The organism is bacterium (assembly GCA_022763185.1).
Lineage (GTDB): Bacteria > Bdellovibrionota_G > JALEGL01 > JALEGL01 > JALEGL01 > JALEGL01.
In genome coordinates this window covers 1-24,845 of sequence record JALEGL010000001.1, presented here as the reverse complement: position 1 = coordinate 24,845, position 24,845 = coordinate 1, and the positions used below count along the sequence as shown (strand labels likewise).

Here is a 24,845-nt window from a genome sequence, read left to right as displayed (position 1 = left end):
TGCAGAAAATGAAAGCTATATTACTGCTGGTCCTAGCCCTGCAACTGTACCCAACTATCAAACTGGAAGACAAAACTTTGATACATCGGTTTCTGGTTGGAGTATGTTGGGAAGGGTGATTCGAAACGGTGAGCCCATGTATTTTCAGTATGAAGTGATTGCCGGTCAGATTGATGAATCGGGTACCAATGTCACCGGAGGTTTGGGAGATCTTAAAGCCATTAACGGGTCATATACACCTGGTGGCTCAGACTGCACGCACAGTGCCATTACGCCATCAACCACCTTGGGCATTCCAACCCCTGTTAGCAGCAATTGGTATTATGCAACCGCGGTTGCCGATCAAAAAGGTCCTCTTAAAGATTGTTCCTTGTTTATTAAAGTCATTGATCGTAACGATATTTACCAAGAAGATCCAACGCAATAGATTTTAAAGCTGTTTTTAGATAAGAGTGTGCCCTGCGTGTAAAGCAAGTTGGCGGATCGATTCTGATCAATCAAAACAGAGCCGCACTGGCTTAGTTTTAAACTAACCTTTGAAGGTTGAGATGTTTGTAGAAAAAACTTTCACGTGCTCACATTGGTCCACGCAAGACTGAAGGTACAAATTGACATTATTTCCTTCCAAGCGGCCAATAAGCACTTGATTTTCGTTTTCACCGTAAATAAATTGATCCGGATTTTCAGTATCAATTTCAATTTTCCATTGGTGTAAGTTGCCGTTGTGTCTGTCACGTGCACGGATGGTTTTTTGTGCATCGTTGTAGACCCAAGTCCATCCGTAATGAATATGGCTATAATTTTTGCTTTTACCGGTGTAAATCAGTTCTATATAATAACCATTATATGGTTTTGTGGACCCTCCCAAGGGCAAAAATCCGTTGTGATTAGATATGCTTGCCCCATCCCAGCTAGGGCTGCCTTGAGCAAAACTCAAAGAACTCATAAATACCACTAAACTTATAACACCCCATACGTTTTTCATGACGCAATACGTAGCAAAAAAGGATGGGGCTGTAAAGAAAAATTATTGAGTGTTTATTTGCTTTGAATGTACTTTTTATCCAAGAGGTATTGAAATACTTTAGTGGTCTCTAGATCGGTTAACTCACTGATGTCTAAGGCGGCTTGCAAGGTGCCTTCATTGAAAATGTTTTGTAAAACAGTGAGGACTTTGGGGTGTAATCTGGATAAAGGCGCTTTAAGCGGTTTGCTCAAGGCAAACTTTTTATCAAACTCAGGCAAAGTTTCTTTGAGCTTTTTCAGTTCATCCATTTGTCTAAAGGCTTCCATCAATAAGCCTTCAATGTTTTCACTTAAAGGTTCATTGTTTCTGCTCTTTACCTCAGTGGCCAAGAGTTGAAAGTCACCTTCTGTCCAGCCCAGCATGCGATGCACTGCTTTAAGACCAGTGACATGGCCAAGATCTGCTTGCATGATGGCACCATCTTTAAGTAAGATTTTACCCAGTTGTTTGTTTTTTTCTATTTGCAGCAAGCCACTGCGTTTGTTTTGAGCCAAGTTTTGCAGCAAGTCAGGTAAACTCATTAAGGATAAATCTCCTGATAATGCGCTGGAGGCATTGTTGCTGGCTTTGAGTTCTTGTTCTTCTTTTATTTTGGCAAAAGACGCTTCATGATGGTTGATAGAGCGTTCAATTTCAAAATCTTCGCTGGCCTGTTCAAGGTCTATATTGTCTTGAGCATTAAAAGTATCATTGATGGAAGGTTCTTCTGTGTTGACAGCATTGTCATCTAGGCTTTCACCCAAGTCAACCAAATCAAAATCATCTGCTGCATCTTTGCTGCTATCAATACTATCCTCAATCAAGCTGTTGTCTTGAGCAAAGTCTAAGTCATCCAATTGATCTTGAGCAGGATCTGAAGCAGCATCAGCCTTTGCTTTGGCTTGTGGTTGTGAAACAGGAACTTCTTCTTCTATTTTGTGAGAAGTGTCTGGAAACTCTTGGATTTTATCTTGGGTATTGATTTGGTCTGAGTCAGAGCTTTTGGCAATATTGGCCGCATCTTCTTCTGATAAAGAAAAAGTGAGTTTGATTTTACTGGTGCCAAGGCTGACAATGTCACTGTCTTGGGCTTGTTTTTTTTCTTTCAGGATATCATCGTTTAAAAATGTGCCATTGGTACTGCCTAAGTCCTGCACAAAAACGCCGTTGGGTTCAACGGAAATTTGACAATGATTGCGAGAGATTTTTTTTTCACTCAGATAGATGTCGCAGTCCTCACCGCGGCCCATGACCAATGTTCTGGGTGGGATAATGCGTAGCTCTACGCCTTCATTTTCTCCCTCTAAAAAGGTCAATAAGACTTCGTTATGTTTGTTCGAGTTGCTCATGGTTTATGCCTTAAGTATTTAATCTGCCTTGGCGCTTTCAAAAAGTAAAATAGTTTTTCCAATTTGTATTTTATCATGTGGGTTGAGGACTTTATTATTTATACGTTCCTGGTTAACAAAAGTACCATTGGAAGATGCCAGGTCACGAATGATCACTCTACCCCCTTCAACAACTTCTATTATAGCATGTTTTCTCGATACGTCAGCATCATTGAGTGAAATATCACACGCAATACGACCAATGGCAAAGGATACTTTTTGGATGGCAAACTTTTTGCCTTTATCAGGGCCCAAAATAATACGCATGCGAACCACGCGCTCTTCAGGTTTGATGGGGCGTTGGACTTTTCTGTCGACTTGTGTGCCGGGTTCATATTGAACAAACTCTTCATCAATTAACCCCGAAAGGCCGGAGTAACTTCCGGTCTTAATGCTGTGCGATGAGTTGGTCAATTGGCTGCTGACCCTTGGGTTTTGTTTGATGCATAACAAAGTTTGCCCAATTTGCACGGCTTGGCCAAGGTTGATTTGTTGTTGGGTGATGGTTTGACCCTCAATAAAGGTGCCATTGCTGCTGCCTAGGTCTGTAACTCTAATATGCTGACCATGAATTTCTACGGCCAAGTGACTAGAAGACACTCGAATATCACGAACCAAAATATCGCCGTTTTTTCGACCTAAAATTATACGCGTTTTATTGATGGCCACGCGTCGACCTTTTTCATTGCCTTCAAGGAACTCAAGGTAATAACCCAGTTCAGGGCTGAGATTGGTCACGTTGGTATTTGATCGTTGTTCGGGCATAGATTTGTTACTCAAAGGGCTTCTTCTTATGAAGCGAGGGTTTTGTCAAGTCAAGGGCGGGTATAATAGTTTAAAATAATTGCTCATTATGCTCGGGCTTGATATGCCAAAGTCATGTCAGAAAAAGCGTGTTGGGTAGAGTATTCAGGGTCTAAGATTTGGTTGTTGGTGTTTGCATTGCTTTATTTTCCCTTGGCCATTTTTTTAATTTTACTCAAGGGTAAATTGCATGTCCATCAAGGCTCGTACTACTTTGATTATACGGGTTCGGTGTTTTGGTTGGGCTTTTGGCTTTTGGTGTTTTTTCCCATTGGTTTATTGTTGGTCTTGATTAATGGCATTTCATTTAAGCAATTCAATGGACAGACGCACCGTTCTGTAAGCAGTGAAACCATAGAGTTCTAAAAATAAACTGGAGGAACGCGCAAAGAAAAAATTTTCTATCAGCTCAAGCAACAGGCAAGCAAAGCCTGCCAAAGCGGGCTGTACAAAACTTTTTTTCTTTGAGTGTGGTTTACAAGAGAGAGGAAAAACAATGGATTACAATCCTATTATGGTGGCCATGGATGTGGCTGATTTGAATGTTTTTGATCAGCATATTGAGCGTTTAGCGCCTTACGTTGGATGTTTTAAAATTGGCTTAGAAGCCATGACACAGTTTGGTGCCCAAACGCTGGTGGATAAAATTCATAATGCCGGAAGCAGTGTGTTCTTGGATGGCAAGTTTTGTGATATTCCCAATACCGTAGGCAAAGCCAGTCAAGTGGTGGCAGACATGGGAGCCGCATTTTTTAATGTACATGCCAGCTGTGGTTTTAAATCCATTGAAGCGGCGGCAAAAGTTAAAGGTGAGAGTAAGTTGTTGGTGGTCACTGTGTTGACTAGCATGTCTGAAGAAGACAGCCAGCAAATTTTTTCCGGAGCCACGCAAGATAAAGTGAAGCAATTTGCACAGATGGCTCTAGATGCCGGTGCAGATGGTGTGGTCTGCTCGCCATTGGAGTTGGAACTGCTCAATGCTGAGCCAGGTTTAAAAACATTGCTCAAAGTAACGCCTGGAATCAGACCAGAGAGCGCCAAAAAAGACGATCAAACTCGGACTTTAAGCCCTAAGCAAGCAATAGAAAAAGGTGCCAATCATTTGGTCATCGGCCGGCCTATTTTGCAAGCGCAAGATCCTGCTCAAGCGGCTCAAGAAATCTTAGATAGCCTCTGAAGTGGATTCAGAGAGTCCGCAAGCGGTGATGAATTCACAGAAAAAAATTCTCAATGCGCTTGCCAATGTGTTTAGGAATGAAGCCCAATATCAGGCGCTGCTCAATGAACGTAAACAAGAAGCAGTGGCCGCCATGTCTGCTGATTTGGGAGTGGGATTAACGCCCGAAATCATTGACCAAGCCCTAAAAATTCGGCCTTAAAAACTAAGAGCTTTAGCGCAACAAAAGCTTGCGTTTTAACTTTAGGTATGCAATATTGCTGCCCTGAAAATAAAAAAGTGTATACATTTAAGTAGGTTAGCAAAAAAACAAACCTATACAGATTGATTTAACAAGGACTAATAACCGTGGAAAAAGCAAAAATTATTGAAAAATTTAAACAACATGAAGGTGACACCGGTTCACCAGAAGTGCAAGTGGCACTTTTAACCGATAGAATTACACACTTAACAGAACATTTTAAAAGCCATAAAAAAGACAATCACTCTCGTCGTGGTCTATTAAAAATGGTAGGCAACCGCAGAAGCTTATTGGATTATCTTAAAAAAACCAATGTTGAGCGCTACAAAAAATTGATCAAAAGCTTAGGTTTAAGAAAGTAATTTTAATTTCTTAAACTTTTTCATTTTTTGCGTGAGAAATTAACAATGTTCTCACGCGTACATCTTACCTAAATGATACACCTTCTTATTTTCACAAAAAACTAAAATAAAAATATACCTATCCATATTCTTAGGAAAAAACAAAAGGAAGGCACTGTGCCTAACCCGGGTGGGTTGAATTGAATGAAGAATCGCTCTTTTCGTTCAAGAAGGGGGATGCTCCCCCTTAAAGGAGAAACTAACAAATGACTAAAAAAACAATTGAATTTCATGGCGAAACCCTCAGTATTGAAGTGGGTAAAATGGCCAAACAAGCCAATGGCGCTGCGTTCATTCAGTACGGTGAAACTGCCGTATTGGTTACAGCAACCTGTGGTAAAAAGAATAAAGAAGGCATTGATTTTTTGCCTCTATCCATTGAGTACATTGAAAAAATGTCTGCTGCAGGAAAAATTCCGGGTGGGTTTTTTAAGCGTGAAGGCCGTCAGTCAGAGCGTGAAATTTTAACCTCACGTTTAACCGACCGTCCAATTAGACCGTTGTTTCCTAAAGGCTACGCTCGTGAAACACAAGTGATTGCCAGTGTGCTGTCTTATGATGGTGTGAATGATCCAGACGTACTTTCTTTGTTGGGTGCTTCAACAGCTTTATCTGTTTCTGACATTCCTTTTGCTGGACCTGTAGCGGCAGTAAGAGTTGCCCGTGTCAACGGTGAACATGTTTGCAATCCATCGCATGAGCAAATTGAAGAATCAGACTTAGAGTTGGTGGTAGCAGGCAGTAAAGACGCTGTGGTTATGGTTGAAGGTGAAGCGGATATGGTTCCAGAAGCCGAGTTATTGGCGGCAGTGAAGTTTGCGCATGAAAGCTTGCAGCCTTTGTTGCAGATTCAAGATGAAATTCAAAAAGCTGTGGGTAAAGACAAGTTTGAGGTTGTTGCCCCTGAAAATAAAGTTGAAGAATTGATGGCATGGGTTGAAGAAAACCGAGGTTCAAAACTAAGAGAAATTTTAAGCATCAAAGAAAAAATTGCCCGCTATACGGCCTTATCTACATTTAAGGATGATGTTATTGATGTTGCCTGTGCAGAAGGCGCTCCTTTTGAAGGTTGTCAGTCAGACGCATCAAGCGCAATTGACAAAATGATTTCAAGCCATATGCGCAACAATGTTTTGGAAAATAAAATTCGTTTGGATGAAAGAAAGCCTAGTGAAATTAGAGCGATTACGGCTGAAGTAGGAATTTTACCCAGAACCCATGGTTCTGCTTTGTTTACCCGTGGTGAAACTCAAGCTTTGGTGAGCACCACGTTGGGAACCAGTGAAGATGAGCAAATTGTAGACACCTTGATCAGTAATTCACGTGAACGCTTCTTGTTGCATTACAACTTTCCTCCTTTTTGCGTGGGTGAAACCAAGCCATTAAGAGGTCCAGCCAGACGTGAAATTGGCCATGGTTTCTTGGCGCGTAAAGCGGTAGAAAAAGTGTTGCCGAATAAAGAAGAGTTTCCTTACACCATTCGTGTTTTGTCTGATGTTCTTGAGTCGCATGGCTCATCATCTATGGCTACAGTCTGTGGAGCAACCATGTCCATGATGAATGCAGGTGTTAACCTTAAAGCACCGGTAGCTGGAATTGCCATGGGTCTTGTTAAGCAAGACGATACCTTTGTGGTGCTGTCTGATATTTCAGGTGATGAAGATCATATTGGTGATATGGACTTTAAAGTAGCCGGTACCAAAGATGGTGTAACGGCTGTACAAATGGATATCAAAATTGACGGCATCAGTTGGGATATTATGGAGCAAGCTTTGGAACAAGCCAAAGAAGGCCGTTTGCATATCTTAGAAAAAATGCATGAAGGCATGGGAGAAACCACAGGTGACTTATCAGAGCACGCACCTAGAATTGAAACCATCCAAATCAAGCCTGAAAAAATCAGAGACGTGATTGGTAGTGGTGGTAAAGTGATTCGTGGCATTGTTGAAGAGAGTGGTGCTAAAGTAGAGGTCAATGATGAAGGTATTGTTAAAATTGCCTCAGCCGATAAAACTTCTTTGGATAAAGCCATGCAGATGGTCAAAGACATTGTTGCTGAAGCTGAGATTGGTAAAATTTACAAAGGTAAAGTGACCAAGGTTATGGATTATGGCGCCTTTGTTGAAATTTTACCTGGCAAAGAAGGTTTGTGTCACATCAGTGAATTTTTAACGACGGAGCCTATTGAAGACGCTTCAGAAGTTGTCAGCGAGGGCGATGAGATAGAAGTGAAAGTCTTGGATGTAGAAGGCAACAACCGCATTAAGCTTTCTCACCGGGAGGTTTTAGAGCCAGGTTCTTCTGATCACGTTCCAGGTTCTGGAAGAGATAGAAAACGTTCTGGCGGTGGCAGAGGCCGCGGACGTGGTGGACGAGACAGTCGCCCAAGACGTTAAATTCTAGCGAGAATTAAAATAAAAATTAGGGGACAACTACCTTTTTAAACATAAACTTTAAAAGGTAGTTGTCCCCTTTTTGTTTTAGGCATAAAATTTGCTTTCTCTGTGGCCATGTGTCCAAGAATAGCAAGAGTTATAGTTCCCAATGTTCCACATCATATTGTGGCAAGGGGTAATCGTAGGCAGCAAACATTTTTTAAAGAAGAGGACTATGTCCGATATCTGTACTATTTAGAAAAATATACGAAAAAACTAAATATTAAAATTGCTGCGTATTGTTTGATGAGCAATCATGTGCATTTTATAGCGTGGCCACCTGAAAAGGATAGCTTTGCTTGTTTATTCAATGAAGTTCAAAGAAGGTATTCAAGAGATATCAATCGTGAAAAGTCATGGCGTGGTCATCTTTGGCAAGGTCGGTATGCGTCTTATGCAATGGATGAAGGTTATTTGTATCATGCAATACGTTATGTTGAACGAAATCCGGTTAGTGCAGGTTTGATTGCATTGCCAGAAGAGTATAAGTGGAGCAGTGCTCGAGTAAGAATATATAATGTTTCTGATCCTATCGTTGAAAAAAATTTCTTACGTAATTATGTAGAGGATTGGAAAGTTTATTTGCATGCGCCAACAAAAAAAGAAATAGAACAAAAAATAGCACTTCACTATAAAACAGGCCGCCCCCTGGGAAGCAAGGCTTTTTTACATAAGCTTGAACAACAAACGGGTAGACAATTGATTCCAAAAAAAAGAGGACGTAAATTTAAAAAACAATAAACAGGGACAACTACCTTTTTAAGGATGAGTTTAAAAAATAAAAAGGTAGTTGTCCCCTTTTTGTATATCAATCTAGAGCACAGTCAAAATCTTCGTAGCGACATATTTTTTCTGAGTATTTGCGCAAGCGCGAAAGCTTATTCTCTTTCTTAAAAATCATTTGTCTAGGGCAGCCCTGTATACGACCTAAAATTTCGTCCAGTGCGGTATCTACAGTATATGTTTCTTTTGAAAGTTCATGTTGAACAAAATTGTACCAATCATACTTTGTAATATCAGGAGCCTTTCGCACCAGTTTTTTCTCAGTTGTGTAACAGCGACTGAAAATTTCAGACTTTTGAGCAAAAACCACGGAATAGTGTGTAAGGGCGATTGTTAAAAATACAGTGTAAAGTTTCATTTTTATCTCCTATGAAAAAGTCAAATAGATTTAAGCTGAAAATTATGAGAAAACTTTCAACTTATGAATGACCTTAGTAAATTTAGAGATACGATCTGTATAAAAAGCGAACTGCTTAATGACCCTTTATCAATAATCGTTTTAAAGTCAATGTATAAATTAATAGAATAGCTGTAGTTTGATCTTTATGATTTAATATATATCTTTAAGTAGAAACGGTTTGTATAAAAAATATATCCTTGTGTAGGGATAAAATCTAAATTGACGCGTTGCCTTATTTATGTTAAAGACGCTGTAATGCTGATCTAATTGTCTAACAAATATGAAAAAATTTTTTTGTGAGTGGTTATTCAGTGGTGACTTTTTATATACTTACAAGATATAAAAAATAGTTCGATCTATGGTTTGAGGATAAAAAGGGTAGTGGGGAAAATGTTTAAAAAGACGATTATTTTTTTAGCTATAGCTATGGCCAGTTTCAATCTCTATGCGCAAGAAGTGAGTTTTTTCAACCTTAGCGATGAAGAAGTTGAAGCGCATTATGCTTTGGTTATGGGTGGCAGGCGACAAGTTCTTGAGTTTCTAAAAAATAACCGCAAGCATAGAGAATACTTTAGATGCTTAGCACAAGGCTGTAACTTAAATGATAAAGTTCAGTATCAAATGGAACAGTATATTCCCCAGTACAATAGAAACGGACACTGGATGGGGATTCACTTGGGTGAGCGCGATTACAACGGTGGACAAAACCCTATTTTTTCTGAGCGTAATCGTTACAATCAGTTGCAAAACATCGTTGAACATCAAGGCACAACTTACACGTATTCCGCACAAGCAGAATACAAGGCATTGGATAAGCAGCGTCGGCATCTTCCTGGTCTGAGTCAACAAAAAGTAGGCGAAATAGTTCATGCTACCGGTTACATACGTATGACACAAAAGCATTGGTTTTACATTCTTGAGCAGATCAGAAAAGATTTAAGCGTTGGTGGGGTATCGGATTGGGCTATAGTTGATGTGGTTTGTCCAAAAACAACGGAAATGCATATTAACTACGATATGACGCCCATATATAAGTACCGTATGCGGCTTGCAACAAAAAATAGTGGTTTAAGAGATTGGCAAGGAAAACTGATTTATCATCATATAAAAACATTAGGACATGATTCTCAGGGGAAGCCCTATTTTTCTTTACCTACAGCTTGTGGTGAACAGTGGGTTTTTAACTCTGATCATCTTCCAAATATTTCTGAGATACAGTGGAATTAAAAAATCTTATAAACAATAAAATTATCGTTTTTCAAACAAACAGGGGTTTGTGTGCTTGATTGTAGCTGGTCATATTTGTTCATATTTGTTCATGCGATGGCTTTGTAATACTCTATACTGACCGTTAAAGTTTTCTTTGTCACATAAATAGGCCAAATTGTAACCGTCTAAAACGGCGTAAGTGCATTCAGTAAGCGTGTAGAGCAGTGATACTTGGCTGCGTTTTATTGTTTGATGAGAGATGTAGCGAGCACCTTCAATTTTTGGACAGCTTTGTGCTAAAGCAAAAGATGAAAACATAAAACTAAGGATCAACAACAAGGTCACGTTTTTCATGTCATAAATTTAGCAAAAAGCAAGTGTTAACGCAATGCATGTTTTGTGTTTGGCTTAGGCTAAAATCAAGTCAATAAAAGCGCCTTTAAGATTGATTTTAGCCAGCTTGACTCTATATGTATCGCCTAATTTTATTTTGTGACCGTTGCGCCGATTTTGAAACATCATTTCTTTTTCAAAAAAATCAAAAAAGCCTTTTTTAAAATCTTTGATGGCTAAAAAACCTTCCATAGGCATGCTTTCAAACTTCATAAATAAACCACGACTATTCATGCCCACAACATAAGCTTTAAAAACTTTACCCACTTTATCTTTTAAAAAGCGGGCAGATTTTCTTTGATACATGTCACGTTCAGCTTTTTGGGCCACGCGTTCTTGAGCGGAAATATGCACACAGACATTCTCAAGGGTATTGAATTTTTGTGGAAAAATATGGGCAGAGTTTTTTTTGTGAAGATGATTTTTAATGATTCTATGTACCAGTAAATCAGCATAGCGCCTGATGGGTGAGGTGAAGTGTAAATAGTGACTAAAGCCAAGGCCAAAGTGCCCGTTGTTATTGACTGAGTAAAAAGCTTGCGACATTGCACGCAAGGCCCAGGACTTGAAGACTTCTGATAAAGGTGAGTCATCAAGACTGCTCAAAAAGGTGTTGAATTCATGTGGGTTAGAAATACCAAAGTCTTTGGATAGTTTGTAATTGTAGGTTTGTAAAAGATGAATTAAATCGTCAACTTTAACGGCTTCTGGTTGCGGGTGCACGCGGTAAACCGACATGTCTTGTGTGACATCTTGAGTGATTTTCTCTAAATGATGAGCCATGCAAACATTGCTGCAAAGCATGCACTCTTCAATCAATTGGCGGGCCAGGGTTTGTTTTTTTTCTGCAATATGAGTTGGGGCATAGTTTTTATCAACATGAATAACGTGATCTTTTAAATCAAAATCAATGGAACCTTCTTCAAAGCGTAAGGCGCGCATATGTTGAGTCAGGACTTTGAGCTCGGTCAGCATTTTTCCGGTGGTCTCTTGAGCAAACGAAGTGGCTGTTTTTGGGTTTTCAAAATAATCATCAACCTGATCGTAAGTTAACCTTTCTTTTGATTGAATGAGGCCTTCATAAAGATCAAAATGATCTACACGGTTATCCACATTGAATTTTATTTTTAGTACCATAGCGTACTTGTCTTCTTTTGGACGTAGGCTACAGAGTGTGTTGGATAAAAGTTCTGGCAACATGGGAATCACCATGTTGGGAAAGTAAAAACTGTTGCCCCGAAACGCAGCTTCTTTATCCAAAGCAGAGTCAGCATGAACATAATGTGCAACATCGGCAATAGCTACGTATAAGTATTTGCCATCAAAACATACAGCATCATCAAAGTCTTTGGCATCAGCGCCATCAATGGTCACAAAGTTTAAATCTCTAAAGTCTTTACGTTGTTTTGAAACTTGAACTCTCTGGTCTAAAGCATTTAATTCACTGTGAATTTTTTTTGAAAATGTAGGGCTGAGTTTGTTTTCTGCAATGATGATTTTATGGTCAGTGGCTGGGTCGTGAATAGAACCCAAAAGGCTTATATTTTGGGCAATAAAAAAAGGCCGGCCTTTGACCACTTTTTTTTCAATATCAACATGATAAATATCATCTCGGTTAATTTTTTTAGGGACCTCAACCCTTTGTGCAAGATGTAAGCGTATGGCTTGGCGTTTTTTTAGAGGGAAAAAAATAAGGGAATTGTTACGTTGGCTGCTTAAGCTCCCAATAAGTTGATCTTCAAGGGGCTTGATATTGGCATGCGCCATATGTTTACCTATGGGTTTATCCAGAGGATGTTTTTTATGAGTACGTTTGTTTTTTTTGCTGGTTTTGGCTTTGGCCGACTCGGGATTTTTTGCTGCAATGTAGGTATCACGCTTACTGACAGTAAGGTAACCTTCACGTTCAAATTGAAAAAGCAAAGCCTTAATTTTTTTACGCAAGCTTCCACGCGCATTCCATGACCTGCAAATTTGGCTGTAGGTTTGTGGCCGATATTCAGGGTCTTGGAAATAAGCGAGAAAGTTTTTTTTATTCAGTGGCGGAATACAAGAACCTTTGTTTAAAGTTGATAATCTCTATTTTTAGTATAGCAGCATTGACAGACATTGAAACTTTAAAAAGATGTTGTATTAAAAGATGTTTCATTTAAAAATTAGTCAAAAGCTAGGCCAGAGCTTTTGGTGTTTTTTGTTACAGAATAAGATTAGGGATCAATGATTTTTTTGTTATACTAAAATTATCAATGAAGCATAAAAAATTTATTGCAGTGGGTAGTCAAAGCGTGACTGAGGATGATGTGGCTTATGTCAGTCAAATGCTTCAAGACGATTTTTTAACTCAAGGTCCGCAAGTAAAGCAATTTGAACAAAGCTTGGTTCGTTTTTTAAATGCGCCGCATGTTAGTGCAATGTCCAGTGGCAGTGCAGCTTTGCATATTGCTTGCAAGGTGTTTGATTGTGACCAAGACAGCGTCTTGTTTTCTTCACCCATTACTTTTGTTTCCAGTCAAAATGCAGCATTGCACCTCGGTGCAAAAATTGAGTTTGTGGATGTTGACCCCCATACGGGCAATATGACTGTTTCTGCACTGGAGCAGGCCTTAGAGCAAAGTAAAGCTAAGAAAAAAATTATCATGCCGGTTCATTTTGCAGGGCTAGCCTGTGATTTGGATGAAATCAGTGCTTTGGCCAGGCATTACGATGCAAAAGTCATTGAAGATGCGTCGCATGCATTGGGAGCCAAGTATAAAGGTAAGTATGTAGGGGCTTCGCATCCAGAGCATTTGGTCACCTTAAGTTTTCATCCTTTAAAACATATCACCACGGCTGAAGGCGGTGCGGTGGTATGTTCTGACCCAAGTTTGTTGGAACAATGCAATTTATATCGCAGCCACGGGATAGATAAAAGCATTCAGACCATAGAAGATCAGAAAGGCAAGCTATGGCATCATGAAATGCATGCTTTGGGCTTTAATTATAGAATGTCAGAAGTGCATGCGGCTTTGGGTATCAGTCAGATGAAAAAACTGCCTGAGTTTTTAGAAAAAAGAAAGTGCATTGCTCAATCTTATCATGAGCATTTACAGCGTCTTGACTGCAACTTGCCTAAGGAAGAAAATGAAAAAGATCACGCCTGGTTGCTGTATATGATTCAAGTTGATTTTAAGTCTCGCAACTTAGATAAAAATGAGTTTATGCTTGCCCTTAAAGAGAAGGGTTTGGGCAGCCAAGTGCATAATATTCCAGTTTACAGACAGCCGTATTTTGTGAAGCTCTATGGTGATCAACGCAATAAGTTTCCTGGGGCCGAGCGTTTTTTTGAACGGACTTTATCGATACCTTTGCATCCCGGATTAACAGAAGAAGATCAAGAACGCGTCATCACAGCCTTAAAAGAATTGTTATAAATAGGGACACCCTTGTGTGTCCCCGAAAACTTGCATAACTTGGTACCTGTGTCTATACATAAGACATGATGAAAAAAACGACCTTTCTTTTAAGTTTTATAGTTGCGGCAAGTGTTTTGTCTTCTTGTGGTTTGCAATCCATCCCTATGGCCAAAAATGAAGTGGAAGCCACCCTGTCAGAAATCACCAATCAATATCAACGCCGGGCTGACTTGATTCCCAATTTGGTTAAAACAGTGAAAGCTTACGCTGAGCATGAACAAGAAACGCTGGAAGCGGTTGTCAATGCGCGTGCCAAAGCCACCAGCATGAACATAGATCCCAGTCAAGCAACACCTCAGCAGTTAGAATCTTTTGCCAATGCTCAAGGCGGTTTAAGTCAAGCTCTAGGCCGCTTATTGCTTGTTGCTGAGCAATACCCCAACCTTAAAGCCGATCAAAATTTTAGAGACTTACAAGCTCAGCTAGAAGGAACAGAAAACAGAATTACAGTTGCCCGTAACCGACATATTGAAGCCATCAAACAGTTTAACAATCAAATTACCGTGCCGCCCAGCAGCTGGACCAACAGTTTGATTTATAAGCACAGTAAGATGGAACAGTGGACCAGCGCTACAAAAACGCAAGAGCAACTTGAAACAGCCCCAAAAGTGGAGTTTTAAATCATTACGTTAGGTCAAAGCTTTAAGTTGTATTTGCTTGCTCTTATGTTGGCCATGCCAGCTTTTGCAGTAGGCATTGATATTCCAAGGTTAACTGGGCCAGTGATTGATCAGGCCGGCTTGTTTAATCCCAGACAAAAAGATGAGCTGGAAAACTTCTTGTATGCCTTGGATCAAAAAACCAGCGTCCAGCTGGCCGTATTAACAGTGCAATCTTTGTTGGGAGAAAGCATTGAGCAAGCTTCCATCCGAGTTGTAGACCAGTGGCAGTTGGGGCAAAAAAAGACTGACAAAGGTTTGTTGATTTTGGTGGCTAAAGATGAACGGCGAGTCAGGATTGAAGTAGGGCAAGGTTTAGAGGGTGATATTCCAGATGCTTACAGCAAACGCATCATTGATAAACATATTGTCCCCAATTTTAAACAAGGTTTATTTTACAAGGGGGTCATGCAGGGGGTGCTACAACTCTGTAACTTGGCCCTAAGTCCAAAAGAAAAAAAGATTATTCTTGCCAAGACTGATCAATTCAAAGTTTTAAATAAAAATAAGCATCAACAGTCTGCTCCTTGGCCGTTTATGTTGTTTTTTATTTTTATGATTGCTTTAAAGATTTATATGGCTCGAGCCCAATACCGTCAGCAAGGCTCTGCGTACATGCGCAGAGGTAGGCACTTTAACCGCTTTGATGATTTCTTTGGCGGCGGCGGTTTTGGAAGCGGGTCTGGCGGCTTTAGCGGCGGCGGTGGTGGCTTTTCTGGCGGTGGAAGCTCAGGCTCATGGTAAGGAGTATAGGTTATGCAAAAAAATGAACAACAGCCCCTGTGGATTCAAGGCTGGGTTAAAGATAATTTCTCTCAAGCCATTGAGCAGGCTGTTATGGATGCAGAAAAAAAATGTGCGCTTGATTTTTTTCCGGTTGTGGTCAAAAGTTCAAGCACCTTAGGCCATGTCTTCCCCCTGTTAAGTTTAGTGTTTTTAAGTCTTTACTTGGGAGCAGTTTTTTTTATTCCCTTGCCCAACATTGGCGTATGGACTGGTGGCATGCATGCCTTGCTGATGACCATTCTTATAATCTTGGCCTACAGTTTAAGTGAAAATATAGGCTTAGCACGCAGGCTTACTGCAAAAAATGATCAAGCGTATTCCGTTGAACAAGCTGCGCGCTTGGCGTATTTTGAGCATGGTATTGACCAGCATCCAAGCATTTTAATTTATGTATCGTTGATGGAACGCCAGATAGTTTTGTTATGCAATCAAGATGTTCAAATCAAAATTAAGCAAGTCTTGTTTGAGCAAGTGCTTGCTGAAGCATTGCCCTTATTGAAACATAAAAAGCTACAAAAGGCGCTGTGTCAAAGTATAAATGGGTTGAGTATAGCTTTGGCCGAAAACTTCCCTCTAGGTGAAAAACCCCACAGCAATGCCTTAAACAACAAAGTGGTCATTAAAAACCAGTAGAGCGGCTTGTTCTTCAGTGTGTTTAATTGTTTAGTAGTGAGCGCTAGCCTGCATCACAGTATGATAGCCTAGAATTTCAGGCTCATTTTGTCGGCTATCCATTTCAGGGTCTTCAATGTAAAGGGTTAAATAACGATTGTTTTGATCAACCACAGCTCTTAAACGAAAGGTTTGGCCATACAACCAAATTTCTTGGGCATTTTGCCATACATGGTCTTGACCAGGAACTTTTTCAAAATCATTAATGGTTATGTTCAAGGTTTGGTTACGGCTGTCCTGGCTAAACACAACGCTGATGGTCCAGTCACCCAAAAAACGTGAGAAATTGGCTTGTAGGCGCAGTTGATCGTCTTTGCTGTAATCCATGTTTTTATCAATAAGATAGCTGTGCTTGTGTTGGGCGTAAGATGCAACGCCATGAATGGCTCCCTGAGCATAAGCATCACTGGTAAAAACAAAAGCTGACAAAACTGTTAAAAGTCCTAGATATAAATTTCTCATGATATCCCCATTGAAATAAGTTGAATAATGACTAGTTAAGTAGCTGTAAACATCATAAAAAGAAAATTAATAAAAATTATCAAGTCATAAACATAGTCTATAAAAATCATCTTTTGTAACGAGTAAACATAAAATATTATCTTTTTTACGGTATAGTCTTGCCAAATTGGTCTTGATCTTTAATATGCCTTCTCATGAATTTTGAAATATGGATCAAGCAAGCATGCCCTGGAATTAGTTTTAAAGCCGCCAATGCCGTATTGGAATTGAGTGCAGAAGGGGCAACGCTGCCATTTATTGCCCGTTATCGTAAAGAAAAAACAGGGGGGCTGGATGAAGTGGCCATTCAAGCCGTTTTGGATGCCAAAGAAAATTATGAAACTGTACTTAAACGTCAGGCCTACATATTAGACGAGATTAAAAAACAAGATAAACTAACAGACGCCTTAAAAAAGAAAATTGAAAGCAGTTTTGAACTGTCGGTTTTGGAAGATTTGTATTTACCTTACAAACAAAAGAAAAAAACCAAAGCCACTTTGGCCAAAGAAGCGGGCTTAGAGCCTTTTGCCAATTGGTTGTGGGACTGTGGGCACGGAAACTGTGAAGCAAAAGAGGGTGAGACACCGGATAAAGTGGCCTTGGCTTACATCAATGCCGATAAAAAAATCAACACTGCCGAAGACGCCATCAAAGGTGCTCAAGATATTTTGATTGAACGGTTGAGTGAAAATGCAGATCTGAAGCAAAAAGTAAGAAACATTGTTTTTGATAAAGCCTTTTTGCATAGTGAAAAAGGCAAAAATGCCAAGCCGCATAGCAAATTTGAACCTTATTTTGAATTTGCCGAGTCTGTACAAAGGCTCATGGAAGCCAACAACTCCCACCGTTATTTGGCCATACGCAGGGGTTGGATGGAGCAAGAATTGGCCATTCAGTTTGAGTTTGCGCCAGACAGTGCGCAAAGCATGGAAGAGGTCTTGTTGGAGCTCTATCAACAAGAAGCCTGTACAAAGGACGGCTTTTTGGGCAAAGATTTATTGCACAGAGCAGCGCGCATGGCCTTAAAGGTCTATGTTTTATCAAGTATAGAAAATGAAGTGCATAAAACCCTGCGTGAATCGGCGGACTTGGCAGCCATCACAGTGTTTGCAGAAAATGTGAAGAAGTTATTGTTGGCTGCGCCATTTGGTTCTAAAGCAGTTCTGGGAGTAGACCCTGGGATAAGAACGGGATGCAAATTGGCAGTGATTGATGCTGCCGGTAAATACGTGTCTGATGCAGTTATGCATCTTAATACAGAAGCCAATAAACAAGCAGCGGCCAAAGGCTTGTTGGCAGTTATTGCTGCCTATGACATCAAAGCCATTGCTGTGGGAAATGGCACCGCCGGTAGAGAAACGGAGAGTTTTGTTCGCAAAACTTTAAAAGATGCCGGTGTTAAAGTGGATGTGACCATGGTCAATGAGTCTGGGGCCAGTATTTACAGTGCCAGTGAAACGGCCAGAGAAGAGTTTCCCAAGCTGGATGTCACCGTGCGTGGTGCTATATCCATAGCCCGTCGCTTACAAGACCCTTTGGCGGAGTTGGTTAAAATTGAGCCAAAAAGCATTGGGGTGGGGCAATACCAGCATGACGTCTCACAAATAGCCCTAAAAAAACGCTTGGACTTGGTGGTGGACGTTTGTGTGAACTCCGTGGGTGTGGATTTGAATACAGCATCCTACCATCTGCTGTCGCGTGTAGCCGGCATTGGGCCAGGACTCGCAAAAACCATTGTTGAACATAGAGAGAAAAACGGTCTATTTACCTCCAAGCAAGATTTGCTCAAGGTTTCACGCTTCACAGAAAAAACTTTAGAGCAGGCCGCTGGATTTTTACGGATTCCGCAAGCCAAGCACCCACTAGATAATACAGGGGTTCATCCCGAGCGCTATGCTGTTTTAACAGAAGTGGCAGAAAAAATGGGTCAGACCTTAAAAAGTTTAATGGGCCCTGCTGGCGTAAAAGCCTTGCGCGCCAGTGAACACGGCAAAAACTTAAAAGAGCTCATGGGTGAATATACTTATGAAGACGTGCTTAAGGAGCTGGAAAAACCAGGCCGTGATCCGCGTGAGAGCTTTGCCGCATTTTCTTACCGAGATGATATCAGTGAAGTCAAAGATTTGGTTGCCGACATGATCTGTCCAGGAATTGTCACCAATGTCACCAATTTTGGTGCCTTTGTCGATATTGGTGTGCATCAAGATGGCTTGGTGCATATTTCACAAATGTCGCATGATTTTGTTAAAGATCCCAGAGATGTGGTGAGTCCGGGTGACCATGTCACGGTCAAAGTGATGGAAGTCAATTTAGATAAAAAACAAATTGCCTTGAGCATGCGCTTGTCTGAGCAGGGAGATCATCAGCAAAGTCACAAGCAATCAGCAGCAAACAGTTCACCTGGTAGACATAAAGGGCCAAGAAAATACAATCCTGGACAACGCTCCGGGGGGTCTCCAGCAAAACCAAAACAAAATGGCCAAGCCAAAGCCACACACAACCCCTTTGCATCTTTAGCAGATTTTAAAGTAAAAAAATAAAGTCGTATTTTTAAAATACGGACTTATTTAAGGGATATAAGGATAATACAAGTAAAGGGGTGTTTTGGTTGCAGCTGTAATATCGCTTTGGCCAAAGCCTAGGATAGGCGTTTCCTCGTTCAATGAATTGCGGAAAGAATACGATAATCGTCGCATGCTGTCGCTGGGATTGGCCTGAATATTTAGGGCTTCTTGATACTGAGCGTCTCTAAGTGTATCAAAGTTAAAGCTCATGATGCCCGGGGCTGAAGGTTCTATGGCATAAGATAAGATGCATAGCTCAACGCAAACATTGCCTCGTACTTCTGGGTAAGCCGGAGCGAATTCAACGTTAACGCCTTCTTCAAATGTGGTTGAGGTGTCGTTTGTTCGGTAATTGATAAAACTGACGGCTTCTGGCATGCGAATTTGTTGAAAGGTAATGCCGCCTTGCGGATCAATGATGCAGACATTGGCTTTGTTGCTTGGACGCAAATCTATGTAATCTGCATAGTAGCCTACATTGGTGTTGGTGCTTTCTTTGTAAGGCAGTTGGCGGCCGTTGATTAAAATTTTATAGCCATCGTCTAAGCGTAAAAAAGATGCAGCTTGGCCAATGGGCGTTAATTTTATGTCTACATATACACTATTAAAAATAGCATAAGAACTGAGCAATTTAATTCTAAAGTTGGTATTGCTTTCTTGCCCATTGATGGGAGAGGTGACGGTTGGGGTATCTGATTCGGGGTGGACACCGTTAGGATAGTTGTCTAAATCTTGACATAAATCACTGATTTCAGATTCAGTAAAACTAAGCTGTGGATTGATAAGCGGTTCTTGAACCATTTCTTCATATTGAGTTAAAGCTTGCTTTTCACTTTCTATACTGCTGGTGTTGGCGCATGCATAGAAAAAGATCATAAAAAATACAGCGCATGCGCTTACTAATGTCTTGTGTTGTTTCATTTCCCCACCTTTAATGTTGATTGATGTTCCCCTAGAATTTAAAGTGTAACAAATATTCTATATAAAAGTAAAGTTTACATTTTAAGATGTTGATATTATTTATATAAATGTTTTTTTTGATATATTGAATTGTGAAATTTTTAAAAATGGCCATATATGGTACCATATATGGCCATTTGTCCACAGCTGGGGATAAAATATTTCTTTTAATATTAAGGGCTTACAAACAATTAAGGCCAATGGAAGCGCAGTTGTCCACAGTTAAATTATCTGGCTTAAAATACTGTACAGACAGAGCAGACCATGTAGAGTCTGGGTATGATATTTTCAGCATTTGAAGACCCTTACCTAACGGCCAAGGGGGAAATCAGAGCAAAAGTGAGTTTGGAAGCTTTAAAAACGCTATGGCTTAATACAGGGACCTTGTGCAATTTGCATTGTGAAAATTGCTATATTGAATCTTCACCGAGAAATGATCGTTTAAGTTATTTAACCGTTGAAGATATTGTTCCATTTTTAGATGAAATTAAAGCAAAGTCTCTGCCTACAAAAATGATTGGTTTGACTGGCGGTGAGCCATTCATCAACCCACAAATTATGGAGCTTTTAGAAGAGTGCTTGTCTCGCGGTTTCGATGTTCTGGTGCTAAGCAATGCCTATAAAGTAATCCGTAAGCATGAAGGCAAACTTTTAGCCTTACAACAGCTTTACAAAAATAAGCTGTTTATCAGGGTATCCTTGGATCATTTTACTCAAGATGGACACGAGGCTGAGCGTGGGCCCAAAACATTTGAGTTGACTATGCAACGTTTGCAGTGGTTTTTTGAGCATGGCTTTGAAGTCTCAGTGGCAGGACGAGCCTTAAAAGCAGAGCCTATGACAGAGAGCAAAGCCGGTTATGCTAAGTTGCTCAAAGACTATGCGATTGATCTTGATATCAACAGCAAGCTGGTGATTTTTCCAGAAATGGAAATGGCTAAAAATGTGCCAGAGATCACTACCGCATGCTGGGATATTTTAGGCGTTAAACCCCAAGATCAAATGTGTGCCCATGAACGGATGCTGGTTAAACGTAAAGGTGAGAGTAAGCCGGTGGTTATGCCCTGTACTTTATTGGCCTATCAAGATGATTTTGTTTTGGGCAAAACATTGGAAGATGCGCAGCAAGATGTTCCGCTCAATCACCCATTTTGTGCGCAGTTTTGTGTCTTGGGAGGCTCCAGTTGTTCGGCTACAAAATAAACTTTGCTCTGGCCTTATCTTTTGCTTTGAGCCTGTGGGCCAAGCCCATCAGCTTAGATATTGAAGATTGGCAGCAGGTAAAATACCGTAAAATTAAGCCGAATCAAGGCATTAACATTGGCTCACAGACTTTAAGGATCAAAGTTAATGCAAGTTCTTCTGCTCTAGTTTATCCTTTTAAAGAAATTCAATCGGTTAAGGGTTTTAAGCTTCAAGCTCAACTAAAAGGTGACCTTGATTATGGCAAAAAAAATCCTGGAGCTTCAGGTGCGGATGATTTTCCTTTACGTTTGGGTTTGATTTTAGCGGGCCAACAACAACTTAATGTTTGGCAAAAAATGATGGCTCCCCAATGGCTAAAACAATTGAATCAATTGGCAAAAGCTTTTTCTGGCATGGATAAAATTTATACGGTTTTGTTTTACAGCCAGGCACCGCAATTTAAAGAAAGAAAGCATCCTCTTTCAGATTACTTTTTTGAAGTTGCTGGACAAAGCTTTAATGCACAAGGCAATTTGAATTTGAAATACACCTTGGATAAGCCGCTAACGGTCATTGGAATATGGTTAGGTGCAGATGGCGACGATACCCAATCGGACTTTACGGTGGATATCCGTAGTCTAGAATGGTTTTGAAAAAAACCAGCAGGCATAAAATTGATTGAATAAAAACAAGTGAAACGGTACATTGCCGTTCATGCTAAGCACAAAGGTAGGAACACTGGAATTTCGCAATCCCATTTTGGGTGCATCTGGAACCTTTGGTTATGGCTTAGAGTTTGCTGAGCTTATGGATTTAGAAAGCATTGGTGGTTTTGTCACCAAGGGCTTGTCCATGCGACCACGCCTTGGCAACCAACCCCCCCGTATTCATGAGACATCTTATGGCATGCTCAATGCCATAGGCTTGCACAATATTGGAGCCAAAGCCTTTGTTGAGGAAAAGCTACCCAAGCTTAGGACGATTGACACGCATGTGATTGTTAATGTCTATGGAGAAAGTCCCCAAGACTTTATTGATGTGGCGCAATATTTATCTGAGCATGAAGGGATTTCAGCTTTGGAAATCAATGTGTCTTGTCCCAATGTTAAAAATGGTTTGGACATAGGCACTGATCCGGCTCAGGCAGAGCAGTTAATTGGAAAAATTAGGCAGGTAACGCACTTGCCCATGTGGGCTAAACTTACACCCAATGTTACGCATATTAAGGATGTTGCAAAAGCGGTCATCAATGGCGGGGCGGATGCTTTGTCTATGATTAACTCGGTTAAGGCCATGGCCATTGACTGGCGTAAAAACACACCACATTTATCCAACGTTTTTGGTGGGCTTTCTGGCCCAGCCATTAAGCCTATTGCCTTGGCCAAAGTGTTAGAGGTAACGCAAGAGTTTGATATCCCGGTTGTAGGTATGGGTGGAATTAAAAGCGCTGAAGACGTGGCAGACTTTTTGGCGGTAGGCGCCAGTGCTGTGCAGGTGGGAACGCACAACTTTGCTGACACAGGCGCAACCGAGCATATTGCAAAGCAGCTTCAAACCCTACTAGAAAAAGAAGATCTCAGTGTTAGTCAACTAAAAGGACGGTTCTTGCGTCGGGAGAAAGCATGAGTCTAAACTATCCAGTTAGATCCAAGCGTTTTGCGGTGCAAATTCAGCTGGGTGCAGCGTCGCATGAACTGTTTTATGGCAGTCAAATCATGAATATTTCTAAAGGAGGAGTTTTCATTAAAGCAGACCTTGTCTTGGCGGTAGGAAGCATTATTGACTTTACCTTTACCTTACCCAAAACCAATCAAACCATCAGCGTGACCGGTGTGGTGGTTTGGGCGCGCAGAGCTTTATCTAAGCAGAAAGATTCCTTTCCTCACCATCCCAGTGGTATGGGTGTTCAGTTTGTGCAGACTTCAAACGCTGTTTTGGATAAAATTAATCAAGAGCTGCAGCTTCACAGTGCATAAAGCCTCTACAGGCATAATATAAAAGCAATAAATAGTAGTCTAGAGGTCTAGTATTTCGCAAAAAAAACTGGTATATTGCGTCCTTAATGTCAGTGATTAAGAAAAAAGAGGTCGTGCGCAAAAAAAAGCCAACAATGCGCACCGATGAAGATACCAACTTTGAAATTGGCGATAAAGCGGTTTATCCGGCCTATGGCGTTGGCGTCATAGAACGGATTGATGAAAAAGAAATTGCCGGTACCATCATGTCATTTTATGTGGTTAGGATTTTAGACAGCGAAATGACGCTCATGGTTCCAGTCAATGGCGTTAAAAATGTAGGTCTTAGACGTTTGATCAAAGCTTCTCAAGTTAAACGTGTTTTTGATGTATTCAAAGAAAATGATGTGGTGATTGACACCACCACCTGGAATCGCAGACAGCGCGAATACAATGAAAAAATTAAAACCGGTTCTGTCTTTGAAATAGCAGAAGTCATGCGTGATTTGTATGTTCTTAAAAAAGACAAAACTTTGTCTTTTGGTGAGCGCGGCATGATGGATAAAGCTAGAACGCTTTTGATTAAAGAATTGGCCATTGCCAAAGAGTCTGATGAAGAAAGCATTGAGAAAAAAATAGAAAAGTTTTTTGAGTAATTTTTACAGTGGAGCCATGTTCAATGGTTGAATCCAAACCAACAGTCAGTGTCGTGATGCCTGCCGGTGGCTCAGGTCGTCGCATGCAGCTCAATCAGCCCAAGCAATATTTAAATATCAACGGTAAGATGGTGATTGAATACAGCTTAAGTGCTTTTGAACAACACCCTTTGGTGACGGAGATTGTTTTAGTTTTGCCGCAAGAAGACCTCAAAGACAAGCCCATGGCCTATTGGCGAGATTTAGGCTTTAATAAAGTTAAACATTGTGTGGCCGGTGGAGAAACGCGACAGGAATCAGTCTGGCAAGGCTTACAGCAGATTGATGAAAACAATGACTATGTTTTAATTCATGATGCAGCCAGATGTTTGTTCAACAGTGAAGACTTAAGTGAAGCAATAAATGCTTTTGACGATGCAGATGGTGTGATTTATGCTTCTCCGGTCAGTGATTCTATCAAGCATGTTGAATTGAAACAGATCAAAAAATCAGTGGATAGAAATAAATTGTGGACCATGCAAACCCCACAAATTTTTAAGCGTCAGTTTATTGTTGAAGCTTATGAGAAAGCTCTAAGAGACCAGTTTTTTGCTACCGATGATGCCCAAGTGGCTGAATACAAACAAGGACAGATTAAGGTCTTTCCTTCCAAACACATTAATTTAAAACTAACGCAAACTTCAGATTTTAAGTTGTTTGAAGTCTTGCTAAAGTTGAACAAGGAGCAAAATGTTTAGAATAGGTCAAGGCGTGGATATTCATGCATTTACAACAGAGCGGCAAAATATTGTGCTGGGGGGAGTAGAAATAGAACATTCTATGGGTTTAAGTGGCCACTCGGATGCCGATGCCTTAATTCATGCCATATGTGATGCCATGCTGGGAGCGTTAGCTTTGGGGGACATTGGTCAATATTTTTCTGACACAGATCCAGCCTATAAAAATGCCAACAGTGAAATGTTTTTACAAAAGATTTATGCCATGGTTTTGGACAAAGGTTGGCATATGGCCAATATTGATAGCACCATCATGACCGAGCAACCCAAAATTGCCCCACACGTTCCGGCCATGCAACAAAATTTGGCCAAGATTTTGGATCTTAACGTTGATCAAGTCAGTATCAAAGCAACAAGAGCGGAAAAGCTAGGAAGCTTGGGAAGGCAAGAAGGATTGCTGGCCATGGCCAATGTCTTGCTCTACAAAAAATAGTGAGTCCAC

Annotated in this window: 27 protein-coding genes; 19 read left to right on the top strand and 8 right to left on the bottom strand. The window is 40.6% G+C overall.

Features of this window, described 5'->3' with window-relative positions; translation table 11 throughout:
• Positions 1 to 529: 529 nt before the first annotated feature.
• The 3 genes from MRY82_00135 to MRY82_00125 all read right to left on the bottom strand — a co-directional run bounded on the left by MRY82_00135 (position 530) and on the right by MRY82_00125 (position 3,159).
• Positions 530 to 946, bottom strand: coding sequence for a hypothetical protein (locus MRY82_00135; GenBank protein ID MCI5071338.1), 417 nt, complete (start codon positions 944 to 946; stop codon positions 530 to 532).
• A gap of 92 nt (positions 947 to 1,038) precedes the next feature.
• Positions 1,039 to 2,355: an FHA domain-containing protein gene (locus MRY82_00130; protein ID MCI5071337.1), complete on the bottom strand. Its 1,317-nt coding sequence runs from the start codon at positions 2,353 to 2,355 to the stop codon at positions 1,039 to 1,041.
• A gap of 18 nt (positions 2,356 to 2,373) precedes the next feature.
• On the bottom strand, positions 2,374 to 3,159 hold the full coding sequence (locus MRY82_00125; protein ID MCI5071336.1) for an FHA domain-containing protein: 786 nt from the start codon (positions 3,157 to 3,159) through the stop codon (positions 2,374 to 2,376).
• Positions 3,160 to 3,273: 114 nt separating this feature from the next.
• Between MRY82_00125 and MRY82_00120 the strand changes: the two genes are divergently transcribed.
• From MRY82_00120 to MRY82_00095, 6 genes are all read left to right on the top strand, one after another.
• Positions 3,274 to 3,564, top strand: coding sequence for a hypothetical protein (locus MRY82_00120; GenBank protein MCI5071335.1), 291 nt, complete (start codon positions 3,274 to 3,276; stop codon positions 3,562 to 3,564).
• A 130-nt stretch (positions 3,565 to 3,694) separates the two neighbouring features.
• Entirely contained in the window at positions 3,695 to 4,375 is a 681-nt protein-coding gene (pyrF, locus tag MRY82_00115; GenBank protein MCI5071334.1) for an orotidine-5'-phosphate decarboxylase, read from the top strand.
• Between the two features lies 1 nt (position 4,376).
• Positions 4,377 to 4,577: a hypothetical protein gene (locus MRY82_00110; GenBank protein MCI5071333.1), complete on the top strand. Its 201-nt coding sequence runs from the start codon at positions 4,377 to 4,379 to the stop codon at positions 4,575 to 4,577.
• A 140-nt stretch (positions 4,578 to 4,717) separates the two neighbouring features.
• A complete protein-coding gene (gene rpsO, locus MRY82_00105; protein MCI5071332.1) occupies positions 4,718 to 4,978 on the top strand; it encodes a 30S ribosomal protein S15 in 261 nt (86 codons plus the stop codon).
• A gap of 245 nt (positions 4,979 to 5,223) precedes the next feature.
• The gene (gene pnp / locus MRY82_00100) at positions 5,224 to 7,413 is read left to right on the top strand and encodes a polyribonucleotide nucleotidyltransferase (GenBank protein ID MCI5071331.1); all 2,190 of its coding nucleotides are present in this window, start codon (positions 5,224 to 5,226) and stop codon (positions 7,411 to 7,413) included.
• 114 nt (positions 7,414 to 7,527) lie between these two features.
• Positions 7,528 to 8,193 carry a transposase gene (locus tag MRY82_00095; protein ID MCI5071330.1) on the top strand — a complete coding sequence of 222 codons (666 nt, stop codon included), beginning with the start codon at positions 7,528 to 7,530 and terminating at the stop codon, positions 8,191 to 8,193.
• A gap of 67 nt (positions 8,194 to 8,260) precedes the next feature.
• On the opposite strand, the gene MRY82_00090 is transcribed toward MRY82_00095, so the two are convergent.
• A complete protein-coding gene (locus MRY82_00090; protein ID MCI5071329.1) occupies positions 8,261 to 8,593 on the bottom strand; it encodes a hypothetical protein in 333 nt (110 codons plus the stop codon).
• Positions 8,594 to 9,025: 432 nt separating this feature from the next.
• Here MRY82_00090 and MRY82_00085 point away from each other — a divergent pair, with 432 nt between their 5' ends.
• On the top strand, positions 9,026 to 9,862 hold the full coding sequence (locus MRY82_00085; protein MCI5071328.1) for a hypothetical protein: 837 nt from the start codon (positions 9,026 to 9,028) through the stop codon (positions 9,860 to 9,862).
• Positions 9,863 to 9,931: 69 nt separating this feature from the next.
• On the opposite strand, the gene MRY82_00080 is transcribed toward MRY82_00085, so the two are convergent.
• Positions 9,932 to 10,198 carry a hypothetical protein gene (locus MRY82_00080; protein ID MCI5071327.1) on the bottom strand — a complete coding sequence of 89 codons (267 nt, stop codon included), beginning with the start codon at positions 10,196 to 10,198 and terminating at the stop codon, positions 9,932 to 9,934.
• 54 nt (positions 10,199 to 10,252) lie between these two features.
• Positions 10,253 to 12,181: a VacB/RNase II family 3'-5' exoribonuclease gene (locus tag MRY82_00075; GenBank protein MCI5071326.1), complete on the bottom strand. Its 1,929-nt coding sequence runs from the start codon at positions 12,179 to 12,181 to the stop codon at positions 10,253 to 10,255.
• Between the two features lie 302 nt (positions 12,182 to 12,483).
• On the opposite strand from MRY82_00075, the gene pseC reads away from it, so the two are divergent.
• The 4 genes from pseC to MRY82_00055 all read left to right on the top strand — a co-directional run bounded on the left by pseC (position 12,484) and on the right by MRY82_00055 (position 15,767).
• On the top strand, positions 12,484 to 13,647 hold the full coding sequence (pseC, locus tag MRY82_00070; GenBank protein MCI5071325.1) for a UDP-4-amino-4,6-dideoxy-N-acetyl-beta-L-altrosamine transaminase: 1,164 nt from the start codon (positions 12,484 to 12,486) through the stop codon (positions 13,645 to 13,647).
• A gap of 65 nt (positions 13,648 to 13,712) precedes the next feature.
• Positions 13,713 to 14,309, top strand: a complete 597-nt coding sequence (locus MRY82_00065; protein ID MCI5071324.1) for a LemA family protein — start codon at positions 13,713 to 13,715, stop codon at positions 14,307 to 14,309.
• 54 nt (positions 14,310 to 14,363) lie between these two features.
• Entirely contained in the window at positions 14,364 to 15,092 is a 729-nt protein-coding gene (locus tag MRY82_00060; protein MCI5071323.1) for a TPM domain-containing protein, read from the top strand.
• A 12-nt stretch (positions 15,093 to 15,104) separates the two neighbouring features.
• On the top strand, positions 15,105 to 15,767 hold the full coding sequence (locus tag MRY82_00055; GenBank protein MCI5071322.1) for a hypothetical protein: 663 nt from the start codon (positions 15,105 to 15,107) through the stop codon (positions 15,765 to 15,767).
• 30 nt (positions 15,768 to 15,797) lie between these two features.
• Here MRY82_00055 and MRY82_00050 read toward each other — a convergent pair whose 3' ends face one another.
• A complete protein-coding gene (locus MRY82_00050; GenBank protein ID MCI5071321.1) occupies positions 15,798 to 16,268 on the bottom strand; it encodes a hypothetical protein in 471 nt (156 codons plus the stop codon).
• Between the two features lie 194 nt (positions 16,269 to 16,462).
• Between MRY82_00050 and MRY82_00045 the strand changes: the two genes are divergently transcribed.
• Complete coding sequence (locus tag MRY82_00045; protein MCI5071320.1) at positions 16,463 to 18,847, top strand: RNA-binding transcriptional accessory protein; 2,385 nt, start codon at positions 16,463 to 16,465, stop codon at positions 18,845 to 18,847.
• 27 nt (positions 18,848 to 18,874) lie between these two features.
• Here MRY82_00045 and MRY82_00040 read toward each other — a convergent pair whose 3' ends face one another.
• Positions 18,875 to 19,792 carry a hypothetical protein gene (locus tag MRY82_00040; GenBank protein MCI5071319.1) on the bottom strand — a complete coding sequence of 306 codons (918 nt, stop codon included), beginning with the start codon at positions 19,790 to 19,792 and terminating at the stop codon, positions 18,875 to 18,877.
• A 318-nt stretch (positions 19,793 to 20,110) separates the two neighbouring features.
• Between MRY82_00040 and MRY82_00035 the strand changes: the two genes are divergently transcribed.
• From MRY82_00035 to ispF, 7 genes are all read left to right on the top strand, one after another.
• A complete protein-coding gene (locus tag MRY82_00035) occupies positions 20,111 to 21,034 on the top strand; it encodes a radical SAM protein (protein MCI5071318.1) in 924 nt (307 codons plus the stop codon).
• Positions 21,016 to 21,669 carry a hypothetical protein gene (locus tag MRY82_00030; protein ID MCI5071317.1) on the top strand — a complete coding sequence of 218 codons (654 nt, stop codon included), beginning with the start codon at positions 21,016 to 21,018 and terminating at the stop codon, positions 21,667 to 21,669. Before MRY82_00035 ends, MRY82_00030 begins: the two co-directional genes overlap by 19 nt.
• A gap of 61 nt (positions 21,670 to 21,730) precedes the next feature.
• A complete protein-coding gene (locus MRY82_00025; protein MCI5071316.1) occupies positions 21,731 to 22,642 on the top strand; it encodes a dihydroorotate dehydrogenase in 912 nt (303 codons plus the stop codon).
• On the top strand, positions 22,639 to 22,992 hold the full coding sequence (locus MRY82_00020; GenBank protein ID MCI5071315.1) for a PilZ domain-containing protein: 354 nt from the start codon (positions 22,639 to 22,641) through the stop codon (positions 22,990 to 22,992). The genes MRY82_00025 and MRY82_00020 overlap by 4 nt, the downstream gene beginning before the upstream one ends.
• 134 nt (positions 22,993 to 23,126) lie before the next feature.
• Positions 23,127 to 23,627, top strand: coding sequence for a CarD family transcriptional regulator (locus MRY82_00015; protein MCI5071314.1), 501 nt, complete (start codon positions 23,127 to 23,129; stop codon positions 23,625 to 23,627).
• Positions 23,628 to 23,650: 23 nt separating this feature from the next.
• The gene (gene ispD / locus MRY82_00010; GenBank protein MCI5071313.1) at positions 23,651 to 24,364 is read left to right on the top strand and encodes a 2-C-methyl-D-erythritol 4-phosphate cytidylyltransferase; all 714 of its coding nucleotides are present in this window, start codon (positions 23,651 to 23,653) and stop codon (positions 24,362 to 24,364) included.
• On the top strand, positions 24,357 to 24,836 hold the full coding sequence (gene ispF / locus MRY82_00005) for a 2-C-methyl-D-erythritol 2,4-cyclodiphosphate synthase (GenBank protein ID MCI5071312.1): 480 nt from the start codon (positions 24,357 to 24,359) through the stop codon (positions 24,834 to 24,836). The genes ispD and ispF overlap by 8 nt, the downstream gene beginning before the upstream one ends.
• The last annotated feature ends 9 nt before the right edge of the window (positions 24,837 to 24,845 follow it).